20 protein-coding genes are annotated in these 20882 nt (G+C 72.6%); 8 read left to right on the forward strand and 12 right to left on the reverse strand.

Annotation, left to right across the window (positions count from 1 at the left end; genetic code table 11):
- Positions 1-40: 40 nt before the first annotated feature.
- The 3 genes from SK095_RS17195 to ilvA all read right to left on the reverse strand — a co-directional run bounded on the left by SK095_RS17195 (position 41) and on the right by ilvA (position 3357).
- Positions 41-508: a DUF2269 domain-containing protein gene (locus SK095_RS17195; RefSeq protein ID WP_320546945.1), complete on the reverse strand. Its 468-nt coding sequence runs from the start codon at positions 506-508 to the stop codon at positions 41-43.
- Positions 505-1770: a DoxX-like family protein gene (locus SK095_RS17200; protein WP_320546946.1), complete on the reverse strand. Its 1266-nt coding sequence runs from the start codon at positions 1768-1770 to the stop codon at positions 505-507. Before SK095_RS17200 ends, SK095_RS17195 begins: the two co-directional genes overlap by 4 nt.
- Before the next feature lie 72 nt (positions 1771-1842).
- The gene (ilvA, locus tag SK095_RS17205) at positions 1843-3357 is read right to left on the reverse strand and encodes a threonine ammonia-lyase, biosynthetic (protein ID WP_320546947.1); all 1515 of its coding nucleotides are present in this window, start codon (positions 3355-3357) and stop codon (positions 1843-1845) included.
- A 142-nt stretch (positions 3358-3499) separates the two neighbouring features.
- Between ilvA and rpiA the strand changes: the two genes are divergently transcribed.
- Together rpiA and SK095_RS17215 are read left to right on the forward strand one after the other, a co-directional pair.
- On the forward strand, positions 3500-4171 hold the full coding sequence (gene rpiA, locus SK095_RS17210) for a ribose-5-phosphate isomerase RpiA (RefSeq protein ID WP_320546948.1): 672 nt from the start codon (positions 3500-3502) through the stop codon (positions 4169-4171).
- 129 nt (positions 4172-4300) lie between these two features.
- Positions 4301-4642 (forward strand): YegP family protein, encoded by a 342-nt coding sequence (locus SK095_RS17215; protein ID WP_320546949.1) that lies wholly within the window; start codon positions 4301-4303, stop codon positions 4640-4642.
- On the opposite strand, the gene SK095_RS17220 is transcribed toward SK095_RS17215, so the two are convergent.
- The 3 genes from SK095_RS17220 to SK095_RS17230 form a co-directional block, all read right to left on the reverse strand.
- A complete protein-coding gene (locus tag SK095_RS17220; protein WP_320546950.1) occupies positions 4639-5544 on the reverse strand; it encodes an SdiA-regulated domain-containing protein in 906 nt (301 codons plus the stop codon). The genes SK095_RS17215 and SK095_RS17220 overlap by 4 nt on opposite strands.
- 115 nt (positions 5545-5659) lie before the next feature.
- Complete coding sequence (locus tag SK095_RS17225; protein ID WP_320546951.1) at positions 5660-6325, reverse strand: fumarylacetoacetate hydrolase family protein; 666 nt, start codon at positions 6323-6325, stop codon at positions 5660-5662.
- 102 nt (positions 6326-6427) lie between these two features.
- Positions 6428-7822 (reverse strand): FAD-binding oxidoreductase, encoded by a 1395-nt coding sequence (locus SK095_RS17230; RefSeq protein ID WP_320546952.1) that lies wholly within the window; start codon positions 7820-7822, stop codon positions 6428-6430.
- A gap of 183 nt (positions 7823-8005) precedes the next feature.
- Between SK095_RS17230 and serA the strand changes: the two genes are divergently transcribed.
- A complete protein-coding gene (gene serA, locus SK095_RS17235; protein WP_136491617.1) occupies positions 8006-9238 on the forward strand; it encodes a phosphoglycerate dehydrogenase in 1233 nt (410 codons plus the stop codon).
- Between the two features lie 58 nt (positions 9239-9296).
- Here the strand turns inward: serA and SK095_RS17240 are convergent, their stop codons facing one another.
- Positions 9297-9923 carry a 2OG-Fe(II) oxygenase gene (locus tag SK095_RS17240; protein ID WP_136491616.1) on the reverse strand — a complete coding sequence of 209 codons (627 nt, stop codon included), beginning with the start codon at positions 9921-9923 and terminating at the stop codon, positions 9297-9299.
- 174 nt (positions 9924-10097) lie between these two features.
- On the opposite strand from SK095_RS17240, the gene SK095_RS17245 reads away from it, so the two are divergent.
- The gene (locus SK095_RS17245; RefSeq protein WP_320546953.1) at positions 10098-10841 is read left to right on the forward strand and encodes a hypothetical protein; all 744 of its coding nucleotides are present in this window, start codon (positions 10098-10100) and stop codon (positions 10839-10841) included.
- A 2-nt stretch (positions 10842-10843) separates the two neighbouring features.
- On the opposite strand, the gene SK095_RS17250 is transcribed toward SK095_RS17245, so the two are convergent.
- Complete coding sequence (locus SK095_RS17250) at positions 10844-12214, reverse strand: DUF3482 domain-containing protein (protein ID WP_320546954.1); 1371 nt, start codon at positions 12212-12214, stop codon at positions 10844-10846.
- Positions 12207-13586 carry a DUF2868 domain-containing protein gene (locus SK095_RS17255; protein ID WP_320546955.1) on the reverse strand — a complete coding sequence of 460 codons (1380 nt, stop codon included), beginning with the start codon at positions 13584-13586 and terminating at the stop codon, positions 12207-12209. The genes SK095_RS17250 and SK095_RS17255 overlap by 8 nt, the downstream gene beginning before the upstream one ends.
- 98 nt (positions 13587-13684) lie before the next feature.
- Between SK095_RS17255 and SK095_RS17260 the strand changes: the two genes are divergently transcribed.
- Positions 13685-14212 (forward strand): dihydrofolate reductase, encoded by a 528-nt coding sequence (locus tag SK095_RS17260; protein ID WP_320546956.1) that lies wholly within the window; start codon positions 13685-13687, stop codon positions 14210-14212.
- Positions 14213-14237: 25 nt separating this feature from the next.
- Here SK095_RS17260 and SK095_RS17265 read toward each other — a convergent pair whose 3' ends face one another.
- Positions 14238-15152: a histone deacetylase gene (locus tag SK095_RS17265; RefSeq protein WP_320546957.1), complete on the reverse strand. Its 915-nt coding sequence runs from the start codon at positions 15150-15152 to the stop codon at positions 14238-14240.
- Between the two features lie 253 nt (positions 15153-15405).
- Here SK095_RS17265 and tesB point away from each other — a divergent pair, with 253 nt between their 5' ends.
- Complete coding sequence (gene tesB, locus SK095_RS17270; protein WP_320546958.1) at positions 15406-16281, forward strand: acyl-CoA thioesterase II; 876 nt, start codon at positions 15406-15408, stop codon at positions 16279-16281.
- A gap of 17 nt (positions 16282-16298) precedes the next feature.
- Complete coding sequence (locus tag SK095_RS17275) at positions 16299-16889, forward strand: HAD family hydrolase (RefSeq protein WP_320548919.1); 591 nt, start codon at positions 16299-16301, stop codon at positions 16887-16889.
- 18 nt (positions 16890-16907) lie between these two features.
- Here the strand turns inward: SK095_RS17275 and SK095_RS17280 are convergent, their stop codons facing one another.
- Entirely contained in the window at positions 16908-17768 is an 861-nt protein-coding gene (locus SK095_RS17280) for a neutral zinc metallopeptidase (RefSeq protein ID WP_320546959.1), read from the reverse strand.
- 191 nt (positions 17769-17959) lie between these two features.
- Between SK095_RS17280 and SK095_RS17285 the strand changes: the two genes are divergently transcribed.
- Complete coding sequence (locus SK095_RS17285) at positions 17960-20404, forward strand: cation-transporting P-type ATPase (protein ID WP_320546960.1); 2445 nt, start codon at positions 17960-17962, stop codon at positions 20402-20404.
- Here SK095_RS17285 and SK095_RS17290 read toward each other — a convergent pair.
- Positions 20401-20880, reverse strand: a complete 480-nt coding sequence (locus tag SK095_RS17290; protein WP_320546961.1) for a hypothetical protein — start codon at positions 20878-20880, stop codon at positions 20401-20403. The two genes, SK095_RS17285 and SK095_RS17290, sit on opposite strands and share 4 nt — an antisense overlap.
- Positions 20881-20882 lie beyond the last annotated feature (2 nt).

Below are 20882 nucleotides of genomic sequence, written 5' to 3' on the forward strand. Positions count from 1 at the left end.
ATGCCGACGGCGCCTGCGGGCGCCGTCTTCGTTTCCGGCTTCAGGCGGGCTTGACCACCATCAGGCCGAAGATCACCACGAAGGCGGCGAACGCCGGCCAGCCGAGGGCGAACCACCAGGCCATGTAGCGCCCGGCCAGCGCCGGCAGCGGCGTGCCGTCGCGCTCGGCCTGCACGGCCAGGTCGCGCACGCGGATCTGCAGCCACACCACCGGCAGCCAGCACAGCCCGGCCAGCGCATAGAGGACGAGGGTCACCAGCAGCCAGTGCTGACCGAGCGGCCAGCCGCCCAGGTGGACCATGGCCAGGCCGCTGAGCGGCTGGAGGATGGCGGTGGGCGTGGTGAACAGCCAGTCGGCGGCGACCAGGTGGCGGAAGGTGGTGGCGATGGTCGTCACCTGGGCGCTTTTCCAGGCGCGCCAGGCGTAGTACGCCGAGCCGAGGCCGGTGCCGAACAGCAGGGTGGAGGAGAGGATGTGCAGGGTCTTGAGCAGCAGGTAGAGGGTCATGCTTCGCTCCGTCCGTGAGCGGGTGGCAGCCACAGCAGCCACAGGCTGACCGCCAGCAGCACCAGGTTCTTGCCGACGCCCTGGAAGGGATCGAACCAGTAGTGCGGCAGCAGCCAGGAGATCAGCGCCGTGTAGGCGAGCATCAGGGCGACCTGCGCCTGCAGCGCGCGGCGGCGCCAGCGTCGCCACAGCAGGCCGAGGCCGAGGGCGCCGTCGAGCAGGGCGCCGCCGGCCACCGCGATGCGCGCCGGCCAGCCGTCGATGCCGGCCTCGGCGAGGATGCGCAGGCCCCAGGTGAAGCCGGGACCGAGGCAGGCCAGCGCGGTGCCCAGCCAGACCAGCACCAGCAGGGCGAGCAGCAGCGGCTGCATGATCAGGCCGAGGCTCTCGCTCGCCTGCGGCCAGTCGTGCAGGCGTGCCTCCAGCGGCAGGCAGCGGTGGCCGCAGGCGGCGGCCAGCGGCTCGGGCGAGGCCAGGTTGTCGCGCCGGGCGAGACGCAGGGTCTGGCGGTTCAGCGCGCGCCAGCCCAGGCGCTCGCCGAGCAGCGCGCCGAGGGCGGCCAGCGGGCGCGGCAGCGTCCAGTAGCGCCCCGGCCCCCAGCCCTGGGCGGCGCGCAGACGGTCGACGATCTGGCCCATGGTCAGCGCCTCGGGGCCGACCAGCGCCAGGCTGCACGGCTGCGCCGGCCAGCTGGCCAGCAGGGCGAGCACCGCGGCGCACAGGTCGTCGACGTGCAGCGGCTGCAGGCGCGCGCGGTTGTCCAGCAGCGGCGTCCACGGCCAGGGCGACAGGCGCTGCAGCCAGCGGCTGCTGGCCGCGCCGGGGCCGAGCACCAGCGAGGGGCGCAGCACCACGGCGGGGATGCCGAGGCCGAGCAGGTGGCGTTCGGCGGCGGCCTTGCTGGCGAGGAAGGCGGTGTCGGGGCCGTCCTCGGCGCCGAGTGCGGAGATCTGCAGCACCCGTGCGCCATGGGCGGCGGCCAGCTCGAACAGCGCGCAGGCGCCGAGGTGCTGCACCTCGTCCAGCTGCGTGCGGTCGCTGGACAGCAGGCCGGCGGCATTGATCACCAGCTCGATGCCGTCCGGCCAGGCGAAGCTGCGCGGGTCGCGGGCCAGCTCGGCCAGGTCCAGCACCAGCCAGTCGCCGCTGGCGGCCGGATCGGGCTGGCGCGACGTGGCGAGGACCTGGTGGCCGGCCGCGCGCAGCGCGACATGCAGGTGGCGGCCGAGGAAGCCGCCGGCGCCGACCAGCAGGATGCGCATCAGTGCGTCCTCCGGGTCGGCAGGGGGAGCGGGCAGGGCATGGCGATCACCTCCCTGTGATCGTGCGCGGCGTCAGCCGAGGAACAGGCGGTAGGCCGGATCGTCGCTGGCGCACCAGTACGGATAGCCGATGCCGTCCAGCGCCTCGGTGAGCAGCGCCAGGTCGGCGTCCGGCACCTGCATGCCGACCAGCACGCGGCCGTCGGCGGCGCCGTGGTTGCGGTAGTGGAACATCGAGATGTTCCAGCGCCCGCCCAGCTTGTTGAGGAAGTTGAACAGTGCGCCGGGGCGCTCGGGGAACTCGAAGCGATAGACCCGCTCGTTCTCCGCGCCCGGGGCGTGGCCGCCGACCATGTGACGGATGTGCAGCTTGGCCAGCTCGCTGTCGGTCAGGTCGAGCACCGGGAAGCCCTGCTCGCGCAGGCCGGCGACCAGCTGCTCGCGCGGGTCGTTCTCCGGGTGGGTCTGCACGCCGACGAAGATGTGCGCCTGGTCCGGGCGGTTGAAGCGGTAGTTGAACTCGGTGATCGAGCGCTTGCCCAGCGCCTGGCAGAACGCCTTGAAGCTGCCCGGCTTCTCCGGGATGGTCACCGCGATGATCGCCTCGCGCTGCTCGCCCAGCTCGGCGCGCTCGGCGACGTAGCGCAGGCGGTCGAAGTTGACGTTGGCGCCGGAATCGATGGCCACCAGGGTCTGCCCGGACACGCCTTCGCGCTGCACGTAGCGCTTGATCCCGGCCACGCCGAGGGCGCCGGCCGGCTCGGTGATCGAGCGGGTGTCGTCGTAGATGTCCTTCATCGCCGCGCATATCTCGTCGGTGGTCACGGTGACCACCTCGTCGACGTGCTCGCGGCAGATGCGGAAGGTTTCGGCGCCGATCTGCGCCACCGCCACGCCGTCGGCGAACAGGCCGACCTGGCTGAGCACCACGCGCTCGCCGGCGGCCAGGGCGGCGCGCAGGCAGTCGGACTCCTCCGGCTCGACGCCGATCACCTTGATGTCCGGGCGCAGGTACTTGACGTAGGCGGCGATGCCGGCGATCAGGCCGCCGCCGCCGACCGGCACGAAGATGGCGTCCAGGCGCCCCGGCTGCTGGCGGAGGATCTCCATGGCCACGGTGCCTTGCCCGGCGATCACCTCGGGGTCGTCGTAGGGATGCACGAAGGTGTAGCCCTTCTCCTCGACCAGCTTCAGGCAGTGCGCCAGCGCCTCGGGGAAGGCCTCGCCGTGCAGCACCACGCGCGCGCCGCGGGCGCGCACCGCCTGCACCTTGATATCCGGGGTGGTCCTGGGCATGACGATGACCGCCTTGATGCCGAGCTTCTTCGCCGCCAGGGCCAGGCCCTGGGCGTGGTTGCCGGCCGAGGCGGCGATCACCCCGCGCGCCTTCTCCTCCTCGCTGAGCAGCGCGGCCTTGTGGTAGGCGCCGCGGATCTTGAAGGAGAACACCGGCTGCAGGTCCTCGCGCTTGAGCAGGATCTGGTTGTTCAGCCGCTCGGAGAGGCTGCGCGCCGGTTGCAGGGGGGTTTCCACCGCCACGTCGTAGACGGGCGAGGTGAGGATCTTCTTGACGTACTGTTCGAGCATCGGAAGGGTTCGCAGGCGGGCTGGCACAATAGGCCCGAGTCTACTCCTGCACGCGCCGGACGGCCAAGGCAAAGGCCGCACTTTGCGCGGCTTGGCGCTATAATGCCGGCCGTTTTCTCCCTCCTTCTTCGCGGAATCCGTCATGACCCAGGATCAGCTCAAGCAGGCAGTCGCCCAGGCCGCCGTCGACTTCATTCGCCCGCGTCTCGATGGCAAGAGCATCGTCGGCGTCGGCACCGGCTCCACCGCCAACTGCTTCATCGACGCCCTGGCCAGGATCCGCCACGACTTCGACGGCGCCGTGGCCAGCTCCGAGGCCACCGCGGCGCGTCTGAAGAGCCACGGCATCCCGGTCTACGACCTCAACGGCATCGCCGAGCTGGAGTTCTACGTCGACGGCGCCGACGAGGCCGACGCCCGCCTGCAGCTGGTCAAGGGCGGCGGCGGCGCGTTGACCCGCGAGAAGATAGTCGCGGCGGTGGCGCGCACCTTCGTGTGCATCGCCGACCAGAGCAAGCTGGTCGAGCGTCTCGGCGCCTACCCGCTGCCGGTCGAGGTGCTGCCGATGGCGCGCAGCCACGTGGCCCGCGAGCTGGTCAAGCTGGGCGGCGACCCGGTGTACCGCGAGGGCTTCGTCACCGACAACGGCAACCTGATCCTCGACGTGCACAACCTGTACATCACCGATGCGGTGGCTCTGGAGCGCGAGATCAACAACATCGTCGGCGTGGTCACCAACGGCCTGTTCGCCGCCCGCCCGGCCGACCTGCTGCTGCTCGGCACCGCCGAGGGCGTGCGCCGCCTCGAGCGCTGAGCCCCGTCCCCGGCTGATCCCGACGCCGGCCTGCCTCGCGCAGGCCGGCGTTTTTTCTGCGCGGCCGGCAGCCGGCGCGCATGCCGTCTAGCTTTATCGCAGGCACAGCGTCATGCGAGGAGACAGACCATGTCCGGCAAGTTCCGTCTGAGCAAGGCCGCCAACGGCCAGTTCCACTTCCATCTCGAGGCCGGCAACGGTCAGGTCATCCTGTCCGGCGAGCAGTACAAGGCCAAGGATTCGGCGCTCAACGGCATCGCCTCGGTGCGCCGCAACGCCTTGCGCGAGGGCGCCTTCGAGCCGCTGACCGCCAAGGACGGGCGGCCCTACTTCGTGCTCAAGGCCAGCAACGGCCAGGTGATCGGCCAGAGCCAGCTGTACGCCAGCGCCGCCAGCTGCAAGCAGGGCATGGAGTCGGTGAAGAAGCATGCACCCGAGGCGGAGCTGGTCGACGAAACCCTGGCCGGCTAGTGCTGCTGCGGTCGGCGACTGAACACGTAGAAGCGGTTCGGCTCGCCGACCACGTAGATGTTGCCGGCGGCGTCCATGGCCACGCCCTCGGCCTGCGCGATGCCGCGTACCAAGCCGTGCAGGCCGCCGAACAGACTGATGAAGCTGCGCGGCTTGCCCTCCAGGTCGAGCTCGACCAGCAGGCGCGACTCGTCGGAGAGCAGCAGGGTGTGGCCGCTGCGCGGATCGATGGTCACCGAGGACAGGTCGTGCACCAGCAGGTGGGCGCCGGGGACCGGCTCGAGGATGCCGGCGGCGCCGTCCTCGCCGGGGAACGGCAGGCTGAACAGGCCCAGCGGGTCGCGCTCCTTGGCCAGCAGCAGGCGCCGGGTGTGCGGGTTCCAGGCCAGCCCCTCGAAGCCCTTGTTGCCGGCCGCGGCGAAGCCCAGGTCGTAGCTGGGCAGCGTGGCCAGGTCGAGATGCTCGATGCCCGGTTCGAGATGGAACACCGCCAGCAGGCGGCGGCGCTCGTCGACGATGGCCAGACGGCCGTCGCCGAGGGCCTCGACGGCCTCGGGATCGGAGAAACCCTCCAGGCGGATGCGCCGCAGGATCACCCCGCCGGGGGTGAACTCGACCAGCTGCGGGTTCTGCCCGGTGACGGTGAACAGGGTGCCGGTCAGCGGGTTCCAGGTCAGCCCCGAGGTCTCGTCCTCCGCGAGGCCGGCCAGTTCCGTTTCCAGCACCAGACGGTAGTCCGGCAGCCAGATGCCGGCGGCGCGGTCCGCTTCGCTGACCGACTGCTCCTGCCAGTACAGGCCGAGGCGGTCGTCCAGGTGCAGCAGGTGGGCGGCGATCAGTCCGGTGGCCAGGGCCAGCAGCAGGCTGGCGGACAGCAGGCGCCGGCGGCGGGAAGCAGGCATGGGGTGACGCACTCCGTTGGTCGGGCGCGACAGGATGCCAGAGGCGCGGCGGTGGGTTATGAAAAAAGCGTGAAGGCGCGAGCGGACCCGGCGGGTCCGCCCGCGGCGGCCGGCTTCAGAGCACGCGGCTCTCGAAGGCGCACAGGCCGGGCAGTTCGAGCAGCAGCTGGTCGCCGCGGCCCAGCGGGCCGACGCCGGCCGGGGTGCCGGTGAGCACCACGTCGCCCGGCTGCAGGGAGAAGTGGCCGCTGATGTAGCGGATCAGCGGCAGGATCGGGGTCAGCATGTCGCGGCTGTTGCCGTCCTGGCGCAGTTCGCCGTTGACGGTCAGGCGCACGCCGATGTCGGCCAGATCCTCCACCGCGTCGGCGGGGACGAAGGGCGACAGCGGGCAGGCGCCGTCGAAGGCCTTGGCGATCTCCCACGGATGGCCCTTGTCCTTGAGGCGCGCCTGTACCTCGCGCAGGGTCAGGTCCAGCGCCACGCCGAAGCCGGAGATGGCGCCGCGGACTTCCTCGTCGTCCGGTTGGGTCGACAGCGGCTTGCCGATCAGCACGGCGATCTCGGTCTCGTAGTGCACCTCGCCACGCCCCTCGGGGATGGCGAAGCCGCCCTCGAGGTCGACCACCGCGGTGGCCGGCTTGATGAACAGCAGCGGCTCGCTGGGTACCGGGTTGTTCAGTTCCCTGGCGTGTTCGGCGTAGTTGCGGCCGACGCAGACCACCTTGCCCAGCGGGAAGTGGATGCGGGTGCCGTCGACGTACTGGTGCTGGTAGCTCATGACTGACTCCTGATGATCCTTGGCGCGGAAAACGGCCGCAGGCTGGCTCCACCGTTCGCGGTCGGGGTGGCAGACGCGCTGCGGTCTGCCACCCCGGGCGAATCAGGCCGGGAAGATCTTGCCGGGGTTCATGATCCCGTTGGGATCGAACACCGCCTTGACCGCCTTCATGTAGGCGATTTCCTCGGCCGAGCGACTGTAGCCCAGGTAGTCGCGCTTGGTCATGCCCATGCCGTGCTCGGCGCTGATCGAGCCGTGGTACTTCTCGACGGTCTCGAACACCCACTTGTTGACGGTGGCGCACCTGGCGAAGAAGTCTTCCTTGGCCATGGCGTCGGGCTTGAGGATGTTCAGGTGCAGGTTGCCGTCGCCGATGTGGCCGAACCAGACGATCTCGAAGTCCGGGTAGTGTTCGCCGACGATGGCGTCGATTTCCTTGAGGAACGCCGGCACCTTGGACACGGTGACCGAGATGTCGTTCTTGTACGGGGTCCAGTGGCTGATGGTCTCGGAGATGTACTCGCGCAGCTTCCACAGGTTCTGCAGCTGCTGCTCGCTCTGGCTCATCACGCCGTCGAGCACCCAGCCCTGCTCGACGCAGTGCTCGAACAGCTCCAGCGCGGCGTTGGACACCTCCTCGCTGCTGGCCTCGAACTCGAGCAGCGCGTAGTACGGGCACTCGGTCTCGAAGGCCGCCGGCACGTCGCCGCGGGCCAGCACCTTGGCCAGCGCCTTGTCGGAGAAGAACTCGAAGGCGGTCAGGTCGAGCTTGCTCTGGAAGGCGTGCAGCACCGGCATGATCGAGTCGAGGTCGGCGGCGCCGAGGACCATGGCGGTGAGGTTGTTCGGCGCCCGCTCCAGGCGCATGGTCGCCTCGACGACGAAGCCCAGGGTGCCCTCGGCGCCGATGAACAGCTGGCGCAGGTCGTAGCCGGTGGCGTTCTTGATCAGGTCGCGGTTCAGCTCGAGGATGTCGCCCTTGCCGGTGACCACCTTGAGGCCGGCCACCCAGTTGCGGGTCATGCCGTAGCGGATCACCTTGATGCCGCCGGCATTGGTGCCGATATTGCCGCCGATCTGGCTGGAACCGGCCGAGGCGAAGTCCACCGGGTAGTACAGGCCCTGCTCCTCGGCGAAGTTCTGCAGCTGCTCGGTGACCACACCTGCCTGGCAGCGCACGGTGCGGTCGAAGGCGTTGAACTCGAGAACCTTGTTCATGTAGTCGAAGGCCACCACCACCTCGCCGTGGGCGGCGACGGCGCCGGCGGACAGGCCGGTGCGGCCGCCCGAGGGCACCAGGGCGACCTGGCGTTCGTTGGCCCAGCGCACGATGGCCTGCACTTCCTCGATGGACTTGGGGAAGGCGATGGCCAGCGGCGCCGGGGCGAACTGCTTGGTCCAGTCCTTGCCGTAGGCGTCCAGGGAGGCGGCGTCGGTCAGCACCTTGCCGGGCTCGACCAGGGTCTTCAGTTCTTCGATCAGGGCAGCTTGGCTCATCTGCGGAAATCTCGGGCGGTTCATGGTCACCCTGAGCAGGCTTCATGCTCGGGGATGGGCGCTTCGCGGGGGCGCTATGGTAGCATACGCACCCCGCCGATCGCGCCCGCCGCCGACTTGCGGGTCGGCACAGCCCGCGCTGTCCACCGCCCAGACAACCCCCGGGACAACAGGTTTACGCAGATGAGCAAGACGACCTCTCTCGACAAGAGCAAGATCAAGTTCCTTCTTCTCGAAGGTGTGCACCAGAACGCCGTGGATACCCTCAAGGCCGCCGGCTACACCAACATCGAGTACCTGAAGGGCGCGCTGTCCGAGGAGGAGCTGAAGGAGAAGATCGCCGACGTGCACTTCATCGGCATCCGCTCGCGTACCCAGCTGACCGAGGAAGTCTTCGACTGCGCCAAGAAGCTGGTCGCCGTCGGCTGCTTCTGCATCGGCACCAACCAGGTCAACCTCAACGCCGCCCGCGAGCGCGGCATCGCCGTGTTCAACGCGCCGTACTCCAACACCCGCTCGGTGGCCGAGCTGGTGCTCGCCGAAGCCATCCTGCTGCTGCGCGGCATCCCCGAGAAGAACGCCTCCTGCCACCGCGGCGGCTGGATCAAGTCGGCGGCCAACTCCTTCGAGATCCGCGGCAAGAAGCTCGGCATCGTCGGCTACGGCTCGATCGGCACCCAGCTCTCCGTGCTGGCCGAGGCCATGGGCATGCAGGTGTACTTCTACGACGTGGTGACCAAGCTGCCGCTGGGCAACGCGCAGCAGATCGGCTCGCTGCACGAGCTGCTGGGCATGGCCGACATCGTCTCCCTGCACGTGCCGGAGCTGCCGTCCACCCAGTGGATGATCGGCGAGAAGGAAATCCGCGCGATGAAGAAGGGCGGCATCCTGATCAACGCCGCGCGCGGCACCGTGGTCGAGCTGGACCACCTGGCCGAGGCGATCAAGGACGAGCACCTGATCGGCGCCGCCATCGACGTGTTCCCGGTCGAGCCGAAATCCAACGATGAAGACTTCGTCAGCCCGCTGCGCGGCCTGGATCGCGTGATCCTCACCCCGCACATCGGTGGCTCCACCGCCGAGGCGCAGGCCAACATCGGCCTGGAAGTAGCCGAGAAGCTGGTCAAGTACAGCGACAACGGCACCTCGGTGTCCTCGGTCAACTTCCCGGAAGTGGCCCTGCCGTCGCACCCGGGCAAGCACCGCCTGCTGCACATCCACCAGAACATCCCGGGCGTGATGAGCGAGATCAACAAGGTGTTCGCCGACAACGGCATCAACATCGCCGGCCAGTTCCTGCAGACCAACGAGAAGGTCGGCTACGTGGTGATCGACGTCGACAAGGAATACTCCGACCTGGCGCAGCAGAAGCTGCAGGAAGTCAACGGCACCATCCGCTGCCGCGTGCTGTTCTAAGCGCAGCCGGATGAACGAAGAAGGGAGGCCGAGGCCTCCCTTCTTCGTTTCTGCACGCCTACAGCGGCCCGCTGCCGCGCCGGCGGTACCAGCCGGTCAGCGACAGGCGCTCGCGGCTGGCCGGCAGTACCTCGTGGGGGAAGTCGCCCGACATGAACACCACCAGGGTGCCGGCGGCGGGCAGCACGTCGCGCTCCTCGCCGTCCGGCAGCGCGATGCGCAGCGCGCCGCCGTGCTGCGCCTGCCAGTCGTCGTTGAGGTAGAACACCGTGGTCACCGTGCGCCGGTCGTCGTCGCGGAAGCGGTCGAGGTGGCGGCGGTAGAAGCTGCCCGGCGGGTACAGGGCGAAGTGGCACTCGTAGTCCTCGAGGCCGAGGAACAGCTCGCGGTTGAGGCGCTCGCGCAGCGCATCGAGCACGCCGAGGTAGCGGTCGGTGACCGCGGACTCGCCCGGCACCAGCCACTGGATGTGGTCGCCGCGGATGCCGTCGTCGATCAGTTGGCCGCTGCCGCGACCCACCGAGGCGCGCGCCAGGCTGCCGGCGGCGTGGCGGCGGCGGCATTCGGCGGCCAGCTCGGCGGTCAGCCCGGCCGGCAGGGCGAGGGGCTGCACCGACCAGCCCTGGCTGGCCAGATCGTCGAGAATCCGCTCGAGGAGCGGCGGGGAGGCGGTATCGATGTCCATGGCCCATTCTAGCGGGGCCGCCCCCGCCTACAGAAGTGGGCGCCGCCCATTCGTCGTGCGCCGCGCCGCTGCCGTGCGGTCCCGGCGGGCGCGGTGCGACGTCCGGCCGCAGTCGCGCCTCGACAAGCCCCGGGCCCGGCACCGACAATACGAGCCTGTTTCGCGGGAGTTGCCATGCGTGTCCTGATTGCCCTCGTCCTCTGCGTCGTCAGCCTGCTGAGCCGGGCCGACGAGCACGACCTGCTCTACGAACTGGCCGGCTGGCCGCAGCAGCGCGAGCACTTCAGCGCCGCCCTGCTCGCCGCCCAGCAGCGCTACCAGGGCAGCCTGCCGCCGGCGGTGTACCAGACGCTGGTGGACAACAGCAACCGCCGCTTCGCGCCGCAGGCGATGGACCAGCGGGCGCTGGCCAGCCTGCGCCAGGAGCTGCCCGACCCGCTGCCGGCGATCCGCTTCTTCGACAGCCCGCTGGGCCGCGCCGTGGTCGAGCGCGAGGTGCGCGCCACCGCGCCCGCCGAGCTGAACCGCCATGCCGACGGTCTGCCGCAGGTGAGTGCCGCTGCGGCGCGGCGCGCCCTGGTGCAGCGCCTGGGCAAGGCGCTGCCGGCGCGCGAGGCCGGCGCCGAGGTCAGCGTGGCGCTGGCCGGGGTGGCCGCCGACAGCCTCAGCCAGATGCTGCCCGGGCTGTCCGGCACGCTGCTGGGCGACGGCATGCCGCAGGAGCTGCTCGGCGGCCAGCGCGAGCGGGTGATGCAGCAGATCGCCGGCCAGCTGGAGAACACCCTGCTGTACGTCTATCGCGACCTCGACGACGCCCAGCTGGCCGAGTACGTGGCCTTCGCCGAGTCGGTCGAGGGGCAGGTCTACTACCGCGCGGCGCTGCAGGCGATCCGCGCCGGACTGCAGGGCGGGCAGTAGCCCTATTCCTGCAGCTGCGCCGCCAGCCGGCGGATTTCCTCCTGGCGTTCGGCCTGCTGCGGGCGGGCGCCTGCATTCAGCGTCGACCACTCGGGATGGGCGCGGGCCCGCTGCAGCACCTCCGGCAGCTTTCCTTCGCGCCAGGCCTGCTGCTGCGGGGTGTCCACGCGGATCGGCTGCTGTGCGGCATGGCCGCGGCCTTCCAGCGCCGTCAGCAGCTGGCGCTGGCGCAGGGCCAGCAGGCGCAGCACGGCGTCGTCGACGCTCAGCTCGCGCTGGCCGGTGAGCCTGCCCTTGAGGCGTTCGCCGTAGTTGCGCAGGGTCTGCCAGGTGCCGCCGGCCAGCGCACCCAGCGCCGCGGCGGCGCCCAGGGTCAGGCCGCCGACCAGCAGGTCGATGCCGGCCCCGGCCGCCGCGCCGGCGGCCATGCCGCCACCGACCTTCACCCCCAGCTGCTTCAGGGTTTCCGGATGGAACAGGTCGTCGCCCCAGCGCCCGTCCTGCAGCGGCAGCTCGCCGGCGGCGGCATCGCCCCGGCGGAAGGCGTACAGGGCGAGCAGGGCCTCGACGCAGCGCTGTTCGCGCCCGCGCAGCTCGCCACGCAGGCGCTCGACGGCGGCGCTCAGGCTGGCGGGGTCGCCGTCCACCAGGCGCCGGCAGGCGGCGGCGTCGACCAGCAGCTCGGCGATCAGCCGCGCGCCCGCCGTGCGCCGGGCGCCGCGCTGCGCCTGGTGGTCGGCGATCAGCCGCTCCAGCTGCGGCCGCGCGCGCTCCAGCAGCAGCGCCAGGCTCTGGTACAGGCGCCGCTCGCCGTCGGCCGGCGGCGCCACGCTGTCGAAGGCGACCAGCGCGTGCAGGCCGAGGCGGGCCAGCGCGGCGCGCCAGTCGTCCTCGCGGTGGCCGGGGGCAGCGACGAAGTTGAGCACCGGCAGCAGCGGCCGGCCGCAGTCGGCCAGCACCGCCAGCTCGTCGCGGTACTTGGCCAGCACCGGCTCGCGGGCGTCGATCACGTACAGCCCGGCGTCGGACACCAGCAGCTGGCGCAGCACCTTGGCCTCCTGCTCGAAGCGCCCGCTGGCCTCGGGGCCGGCGAGAAAGCGGGCGAGGCGTTCCGGGCCGTCGAGGCGCGCGGCGGCCGGGGCGAGGGCGTCGAGATGGTCGCGCAGGGCGATGGCGTCCTCCAGGCCCGGGGTGTCGTACAGCTCGAGCAGCGCCTCGCCGTCCACCGACAGGCGCGCGCCCTCGACGTGGCGGGTGGTGCTGGGCCGGTGCGACACCTCGCCGAAATCCACGTCGCGGGTCAGGGTGCGCAGCAGCGAGGTCTTGCCGACGTTGGTGTGGCCGACCACGGCCAGTTTCAGCGCTTCAGTCATGGCCGCTCTCCAGCCAGCGCCAGGGGGCCTCGGTGGCGCAGGGCAGCTGCAGCGCGGCGAGGGCCGCCTGCCAGTCGCCCAGGCGCGCGGGGTCGAGGGTTTCGTCCGGCGGCGCCGGCAGCAGCCAGACGCGCGCCTCGCCAACGCTGCGCGCCAGCTCGCCGAGCAGGCCGAGGGTGCCGCGGTCCGGCGAGCGGCGCGGGTCGCAGGCGACCAGCAGGCGCGCCGCGGGGCGCATGGCGAGACGTTCGAGCAGGGCGCGGCGGCTGGCGCCGTCGTCGAGGAGGCCGGCGTCCTCGACGCCGGGCGGCAGCGCCGGTGGCCAGGGCCGGCGCGGATCGAGCTCGACCGCCACCAGCAGCGCGCCACCGGCCGGGCGTTCGGCGTGACCGGCGCGCGGCTGGTGCAGCTGCGCCGGCGCCGGATCGCCGACGCCGAGACGCTCGCTGGACGGCAGCAGGCGCTCGCGCAGGCGGCTGTAGCCGGGCTGGGCGAGGTCCAGGTCGAGGCGGGCGAGGCCGCGCCGCCAGCGCCACAGGCAGAGCAGGGCGAGCAGCGCGCGCGGCAGCAGGCCGTAGACCGCGAAGACGCCGAGCAGCCAGGCGGCCCAGGTCTGCCGCGCCGCCTCGCCGCCGACCACCGCCTCGCCGCTGGCACGCAGCAGCTCGAGATCCGGCTGCGGGAAGCCGAGCAGGGCGGGCAGGGCGCCGAGGGCGTGGATCAGCGCGGCGAAGCCGTCCGCCGGCAGCAGGGTGGTCTCCCAGACGAAGCCGTAGCGGCGGCTGGCGAGCAGGGCCAGCAGCACCGCCAGCGCGGCGAGCAGGGCGAGCAGCCACAGACCGTGGCTGAGCAGGCCGAGCGCCCAGCGCTGCAGGCCGGCGCGGGCGAGTAGCAGGGTCAGCGCCGGGCCGAGGCGGGCGCTGCGGCTGTCGCGGGCCAGGCGGCCGCCGAGGTCCAGCCACAGGCGGCCGAGGGCGCTGCCGGCGTCGCCGCCGAGCAGCGCGCCGAGCGCCCAGGCGGCGAGGCTGAGCAGATGCAGGCCGAGCAGGCTGCCCAGCGCCCACAGCAGGTTGACCGGGCGTGCGCCGTCGCCCAGCGCCGCCAGGGCCAGCCCGGCGCCGCTGGCCAGCGCCAGCACGGCGAGCAGCAGCAGGGCCAGGCGCGCGCCCTGGCGCCAGTGCGCCACGGCCAGGTCGAGGCCGTCGCGGCCGGCCAGCCGTTCGGCGCGGGCGAGGATGCGCCGGCGCAGGTCGCCGCCGCCGGCGCGCGCCTGGCGGCAGGCCTCGGCGTCCTCCAGCGGGCCGGCCTGCTCCTCGGTCAGGCGCAGGGTTTCGGCGAGCCAGAGGGCTTCGGGGATGGACTCGAGCGGCAAGGGGACTCCATGTCGGCGGGGCTGATGGGCAGAGGATAACCGCTGCGCGCCGGCGCCGGCATCGTCAGGGCCGCTGTCGGCTGCTATCCTCGCGCCCCATGAACACTCCGACGCTCCCCCTCGCCCTGATCGCCGCGCTGGCCGACAACCGCGTGATCGGCATCGACAACCGCCTGCCCTGGCGCCTGCCGGCGGACCTCAGGCACTTCAAGGCCCTGACCCTCGGCAAGCCGATCATCATGGGCCGCAAGACCTGGGACTCGCTGGGCCGCCCGCTGCCGGGCCGGCTCAACCTGGTGGTCAGCCGCCAGGCCGGCCTCGCGCTGGACGGCGCCGAGGTGCTGCCCTCGCTCGCGGCGGCCATCGCCCGCGCCGAGCAGTGGGCGCGCGCGCAGGGCGTCGACGAGCTGATGCTGATCGGCGGCGCCGAGCTGTACGCCCAGGGCCTGCCGCTGGCGCAGCGCCTGTACCTGACCCGGGTGCACCTCGCCCCGCAGGGCGATGCCTTCTTCCCCGCGTTCGCCGAGGACGACTGGCGGCTGGCCGGGCGCGAGGCGCACGCGGCCGACGGCGAGACGCCGGCGCACGCCTACGAGCGCTGGGAGCGCGCGCAGCCGCTGGCGTGATGGCGCACCGCGGCTCAAGGGACGCTCAGCCCAGGCCGAATTCTTCCCAGACCTGCGCCGCACCGTGGTGGAGGATGCCGTGGCGGCGCGCCAGCGCCTGGCGGTCGCGGTCGTAGCCGCCGCCGATCACGCAGGCCACCGGGATGTCGCGGGACAGGCAGTGGCGCAGCACCGCCAGGTCGCGCGCGGCGATGCCGGCGTCGCTGAGTGCGAGCAGGCCGAGCACGTCGTCCTTGTGCACGTCCACCCCGGCGTCGTAGAGCACCAGGTCCGGCTGGTAGAGGTGCAGCAGGTAGCCGAGCGCCTCGTCCACCGTCTGCAGGTAGGCGGCGTCGCCCATTCCCGCCGGCAGGTCGAAGTCCCAGTCGCTGCGTGCCTTGCGCGGCGGGAAGTTGCCTTCGCAGTGCAGCGACACGGTCACCGCGTCGCGGCAGTCTTCCAGCAGGGTGGCGGTGCCGTCGCCCTGGTGCACGTCGCAGTCGAAGATCAGCAGGCGGTGCACCCGGCCGCTCTCCAGCAACTGGCGGGCGACCACCGCCAGGTCGTTGAACACGCAGAAGCCCGAGGGCCGCTCGCGATGGGCGTGGTGGGTGCCGCCGGCCAGATGGCAGGCCAGGCCGTGCTGCAGGGCCAGCTCGGCGGTCAGCAGCGAGCCGCCCTGGGCGCGCAGGGTGCGGCGCACCAGGCCCTCGCTCCACGGCAGGCCGAGCTGGCGCTCCAGCTCGCGCGGCAGCGCGCCGGCGACGAAGCGCTCGATGTAGTCCGCGGCGTGGGTGAGGGCGAGGATGTCGAGCGGGCAGGGCTGCGGGCTGTGCCAGGCGGCCGCCGGCAGGCTGGCGCGCAGGTGCTCGTGGAGCAGGCGATACTTCTCCATCGGGAAGCGATGCCCGGCCGGCAGCGGCGGGCTGTAGTCGGGGTGGTAGACCAGCGGCAGGGGCATGGGCGGCGGCCAGCGGGCGGGACGGAACGGCATTATGCGCCGTGGCGCGACGCGCCGGGGAGAGAGGCTCGGCCTGCCGTCGGTCGGCGCGTCCTGCGCTGCAACATCGGCCCTCGGCGCAGCCGACAGCCACCGGGAAAATCGTTACCATCGTCACCATTGCACGGTCCCGTGACGCGGCTCCGACCGCCCGGGCGATCATTCCGGCCCGCGCCCGGGGCGCCGGCCTCCCCGCATCTGAAGGAGATACAGCATGACCCAAGTGCTCGACGAGCTGGTGGCCCTGCTCAGCCTGGAAACCATCGAGGAAAACCTGTTCCGCGGCGTCAGCCAGGACCTCGGTTTCCGCCAGCTGTTCGGCGGCCAGGTGATCGGCCAGTCGCTGTCGGCGGCCAGCCAGACGGTGGCGGCGGACCGGCACATGCACTCCATGCACGCCTACTTCCTGCGCCCGGGCGATGCCACCCAGCCGGTGGTCTACCAGGTCGACCGGGTGCGCGACGGCGGCAGCTTCACCACCCGCCGCGTGCTGGCGATCCAGAAGGGCCGGCCGATCTACAGCTGCAGCGTGTCCTTCCAGCAGGAGGAGGAGGGCTTCAGCCACCAGGTGCCGACGATGCCCGACGTGCCGGGGCCGGAGGAACTGCTCTCCGAGCAGGAGCTGTGCGGCGCGCTGGGCTCGGAGCCGGTGGAGGGCATGCGCGAGCGCCTGCACTTCGAGATGCCGATCGAGATCCGTCCGGTCGAGCCGGCCGACGTCGGCCACCCGCAGCCGCGCGCGCCCTACAAGTACCTGTGGGTACGCGCCGCCGGCACGCTGCCGGACAACCCGGCGCTGCACAAGTACCTGATGGCCTACGCCAGCGACTTCGGCCTGCTGACCACCGCGCTGCTGCCCCACGGGGTGTCCTTCTGGCAGCGCTCGATGCAGATCGCCAGCCTCGACCACTCGCTGTGGTTCCACCGCAACGACCTGCGCGCCGACCAGTGGCTGCTGTTCGCCCTGGACAGCCCGTGGGCCGGCAACGGTCGCGGCTTCACCCGCGGCAACATCTTCAGCCGCGAGGGCGAGCTGCTCGCCTCGGTGGTCCAGGAAGGCCTGATCCGCCAGCGCCCGGACTGGGCCTGAACGTGGCCGGCAGCGCGATGCGCCTGGCGCGGCTGCGCCACTGGGTGTTCGACATGGACGGCACCCTGACCGTCGCCGTGCACGACTTCGCGGCGATCCGTCGTGCCCTGGACATTCCGCCCGGCGACGACATCCTCGCCCACCTGGCCGCGCTGCCGGCGTCGGAGGCGGCGGCCAAGCACGCCTGGCTGCTGGCCCACGAGCGCGAGCTGGCCGAGGCCGCGCGCCCGGCGCCGGGCGCGCTGGAGCTGGTGCGCGGCCTGCACGGGCGCGGCTGCCGCCTGGGCATCCTCACCCGCAATGCGCGACCGCTGGCGCTGGTCACCCTGGAGGCGGTCGGCCTGCTCGACTGCTTCGCGGTGGACGACATCCTCGGTCGCGACGAGGCGCCGCCCAAGCCGCAGCCGCACGGCCTGCTGCAGCTGGCGGCGCGCTGGGCGGTGGTGCCGGCCGAGCTGGCGATGGTCGGCGACTACCTCCACGACCTGTCCTGCGCCCGCGCCGCCGGCGCGCGCAGCGTGCTGGTCAACCACCCGGAAAACCCCTGGCCGGAGCTGACCGACCTGTTCGCCCGCGACTGCGCCGAGCTGCAGCGCCTGCTCGGCTGACGGCGGCGGCCGCCGGCGCTACAGGCGCGCGCTCTGGAAGGTGTCGCAGCGCCCCGGCTCGCCCGTGTCGAAGCCGATGCGGAACCAGCGCACGCGCTGCGCCGAGGTGCCGTGGGTGAAGGCGTCCGGCACCACCTGGCCCTGCGTCTGGTGCTGCAGGCGGTCGTCGCCGATGGCGTTGGCAGCGTTCAGCGCCTCCTCCAGATCCCCCGGCTCCAGCCAGTCGAGGCGACGCTGGGCGTGGTGCGCCCAGACCCCGGCCAGGCAGTCGGCCTGCAGCTCCTGGCGCACCAGCAGGCCGCTGGCGCCCTCGACCCGCTCGCCGCGCTGGCGGGCGGCATTGACCCGCGCCGAGACGCCGAGCAGGGTCTGCACGTGGTGGCCGACCTCGTGGGCGATCACGTAGGCCTGGGCGAAGTCGCCGGCGGCGGCGAAGCGCTGCTCCAGCTCGCGGAAGAACTCGAGGTCGAGATACACCTGACGGTCGCCCGGGCAGTAGAAGGGGCCGACCGCCGCGCTGGCGAAGCCGCAGGCCGAGTTCACGCTGCCGCTGAACAGCACCAGGCGCGGCTCCTGGTACTGGCGGCCGCCGGCCTGGAACAGCGCGTGCCAGGTGTCCTCGGTGTCGCCGAGCACGGCGCGGACGAACTCGCTGGCCTCGTCGCCCGGCTGGCCGCCGTCCGCGCCCGGCGCCGGCAGCTGCTGCTGCATCAGCTCGCCGCCGAGCTGGCCGAGGATCTGCAGCGGGTCCTTGCCCATCAGCAGGCCGAGCACCACGATGGCGGCGATGCCGCCGAGGCTCAGCTTGCCGCCGCCGATGCGCCCGCCGCCGCGGGCGTCCACCACATTGTCGCTGCGTCGTGCCCGTTTCCAGCGCATCGCCTTTCTCCCGTCGTGCGCGGCGCCTGCCGCATTCCCTGCAGTGTCGCCGCAGCTCGCCGCGCTGGCCAGGCCGATCGTCCGCCCCCTCGCGCAGGTGCCCGGCCGCTGCCTATGCTCGTGACAGGCCGCTCCGGAGATCGCCCATGCCGCATGTCCTCCCCACCGCCGTGCCGCGGCGCGGCTGAACGATGCGCCGCGCCATTCCCGGCGAGCGCCTGGCCGGGCTGGAGTCGCCCGCGCGCGGCCTGAACGGCGCCGAACTCGCCGAGCGGCGCCGCTACGGGGCCAACGACATCCTTGCCGAGGACGCCGGCCGCTGGCGCGCGCTGCTCGGCGAGACCCTCGGCGACCCGATGCTGTGGTTCCTGCTCGGCACCGCGCTGCTGTTCGCCCTGCTCGGCGACCGCGCCGAGGCGCTGACCCTGCTGCTGGCGGTGGTCCCGCTGCTGGGCATGGACGCCTGGCTGCACCGTCGCACGCAGGCCTCCACCGCCGGCCTGGCCAGCCGTCTGGCCGGCACGGCGCGGGTGCTGCGCGACGGCGTGGAGCAGCGCATCGCCGCCCGCGAGCTGCTGCCCGGCGACCTGGCCCTGGTCGGCCCCGGCGACTACTTCCCCGCCGACGGCGTGCTGGTCGACGGCGCGCAGATGCTCGCCGACGAGTCGAGCCTGACCGGCGAGTCCTTCCCGGTGCGCAAGCAGGTGCTGGCGGCGCCCTTCCCGGACAGCGCCGGCGAGGAGCACTGGGCCTGCGCCGGCACCCGCCTGCTCGGCGGACGCGCGGTGCTGCGGGTGCTCTACACCGGGGCGGAGACGCGCTACGGCGAGCTGGTGCGCGTCGCCCGCAGCGGCCGCCAGGCGCGCACCCCGCTGCAGCTCGCCATCGCCCGTCTGGTGGTGACCCTGCTGTGGGCGGCGCTGGCGACCTGCCTGCTGCTCGCCGCGATCCGCCTGGCCCAGGGCTTCGGTGCGGTCGACGCCCTGCTCAGCGCGGTGACCCTGGCGGTGGCGGCGCTGCCGGAGGAGTTCCCGGTGGTGTTCACCTTCTTCCTCGGCGTCGGCGTCTACCGCCTGGCGCGGCGCCAGGCGCTGGTGCGCCGCGCGGTGGCGGTGGAGAACATCGGCCGGGTGTCCTGCATCTGCACCGACAAGACCGGCACCCTCACCGCCGGCCGCCTGCTGCTCACCCACCGCGCGCCTGCGGCGGGTCTCGACGACGCCGGCCTGCTGCAGCTCGCCCTGCACGCGGTGCGCGGCGAGGCCGACGACCCGCTGGATGCCGCCCTGCTGGCGGCCGGCGGCGCGGCGCCCGATCCGGCGCAGCGCGTCGCGCTGTTTCCCTTCACCGAGCAGCGCCGCCGCGAGACGGCGCTGTGGCCGGCCGCGGCGGGACAGTGGCTGGCGGTGAGCAAGGGCGCGCCGGAAACCCTGTTCGCGCTCTGCGACCTCGACGCGGTGGCGCTGGCCGACTGGCGTCGCCAGGCCGACGGCTACGCCGCCGGCGGCCACAAGGTGATCGCCGTCGCCAGCCGCCGGCTGGACGCGGACGCGCGCCTCGATCGGGAGCCGGGGCAGGGCTTCGTGTTCGCCGGCCTGCTGGCCTTCGAGGATCCGCTGCGCGCTGGCGTGCGCGAGGCGCTGGCCGAGTGCCGGGCGGCGGGCATCCGCGTGGTGATGGTCACCGGCGACCATCCGCTGACCGCGCGGGCCATCGCCGCCGAGCTGGGCCTCGGCGACGGCGCGCCCAGGGTGCTGGTGGCCGAGCCGGGCTGCGCCTGGGAGGGCGACGTCGACGTGGTGGCGCGCGCGGTGCCGGCGCAGAAGCTCGAGCTGGTGCGCGCCCTGCAGGCGGACGGCGAGACGGTGGCGGTGACCGGCGACGGGGTCAACGACGTGCCGGCGCTGCAGGCCGCCGATGTCGGCATCGCCATGGGCGAGCGCGGCACGCAGAGCGCCCGCGAGACCGCCGCCATCGTCCTGCTCGACGACGACTTCGCCACCCTGGTGCGCGCCATCGGCGAGGGCCGCCAGCTGTTCCGCAACCTGCAGCTGAGCTTCGCCTACCTGCTGCTGGTGCACATCCCGCTGGTGGCCAGCGCCACCCTAGTACCGCTGACCGGCGCGCCGCTGCTCTACCTGCCGATCCACGTGGTCTGGCTGGAGCTGCTGATCCATCCCACCGCGCTGCTGGTGTTTCAGGAGCTGGCGCCGGACGGCCGCCTGACACCGCTCGGGCGCGGCGGCCCGGCGCGCTTCTTCTCGCCGCGCGCCTGGCGGGCGATCCTCCTCGGCGGCGCGGCGATCAGCCTGGTGGTGCTCGCCGCCTGGTGGCAGGCGCTGGGCGAGGGGGTGGCGGACGGGGCGCGGGTGAGCCACGCGCGCAGCATGGCCATCGCCGTGCTGGTGGTCGCCAGCCTGACCGTCACCGCCAGTCTCAGCCGGCTGCGCAGCGCGATGGCGCGGGTGGTCTGCCTGCTCGGCCTGGCTTCGCTGCTGCTGTTCGTCCAGCTGCCGGCGCTGGCCGCACGCCTGCACCTGCAGCCGCTGCACCTGGCCGACTGGGCGATCGCCGCCGGCGCCGGCCTGTTCGCCGGGCTGATCGGCCGCTGGGTGCTGCGCCTGCTGGAGCGCTAGCTGCGGGGGATCCTCACCCGGGCGAACGAGCCGCGCTCGACCCTGCGGTGGCAGGCTCCGCAGTTGCCGGCGCCGCCGACCGATCTGCGGGCGAACTGCGCCGCGTCGACCCTGTGGTGCTTGCGCGCGAACCAGCGGGTCGCGGTGATCCGCGGCTGTTCGCCGGTGCCGACGACGCCTTCCAGCGGCTGGCGGTTGTTGCTGGATACCAGCAGCAGGAAGTCGCGGATCGTCTGCTGCTCGGCCGGGGCGAGCGAGGCGTCGATGCCGTAGTGCTGGCTCAGGGTGTCCATGTGCATTTCCCAGGCCCTGGGCGGCAGCAGGCCGGGCGGGTAGGCCATGTGGCAGCTGCCGCACGCGGTCATCCACCTTTGCGGGGCGTCGGCGGGTAGCGCGAGCGGCTGCAGGGCCACGGGGTCGGCCAGTGCCAGCGAGCTGGTCAGGCCGAGGAGCAGGGCGATGCCGATGCGTTTCATGA

The organism is Pseudomonas sp. AN-1 (assembly GCF_034057115.1).
Taxonomy (GTDB): Bacteria; Pseudomonadota; Gammaproteobacteria; order Pseudomonadales; family Pseudomonadaceae; genus Geopseudomonas.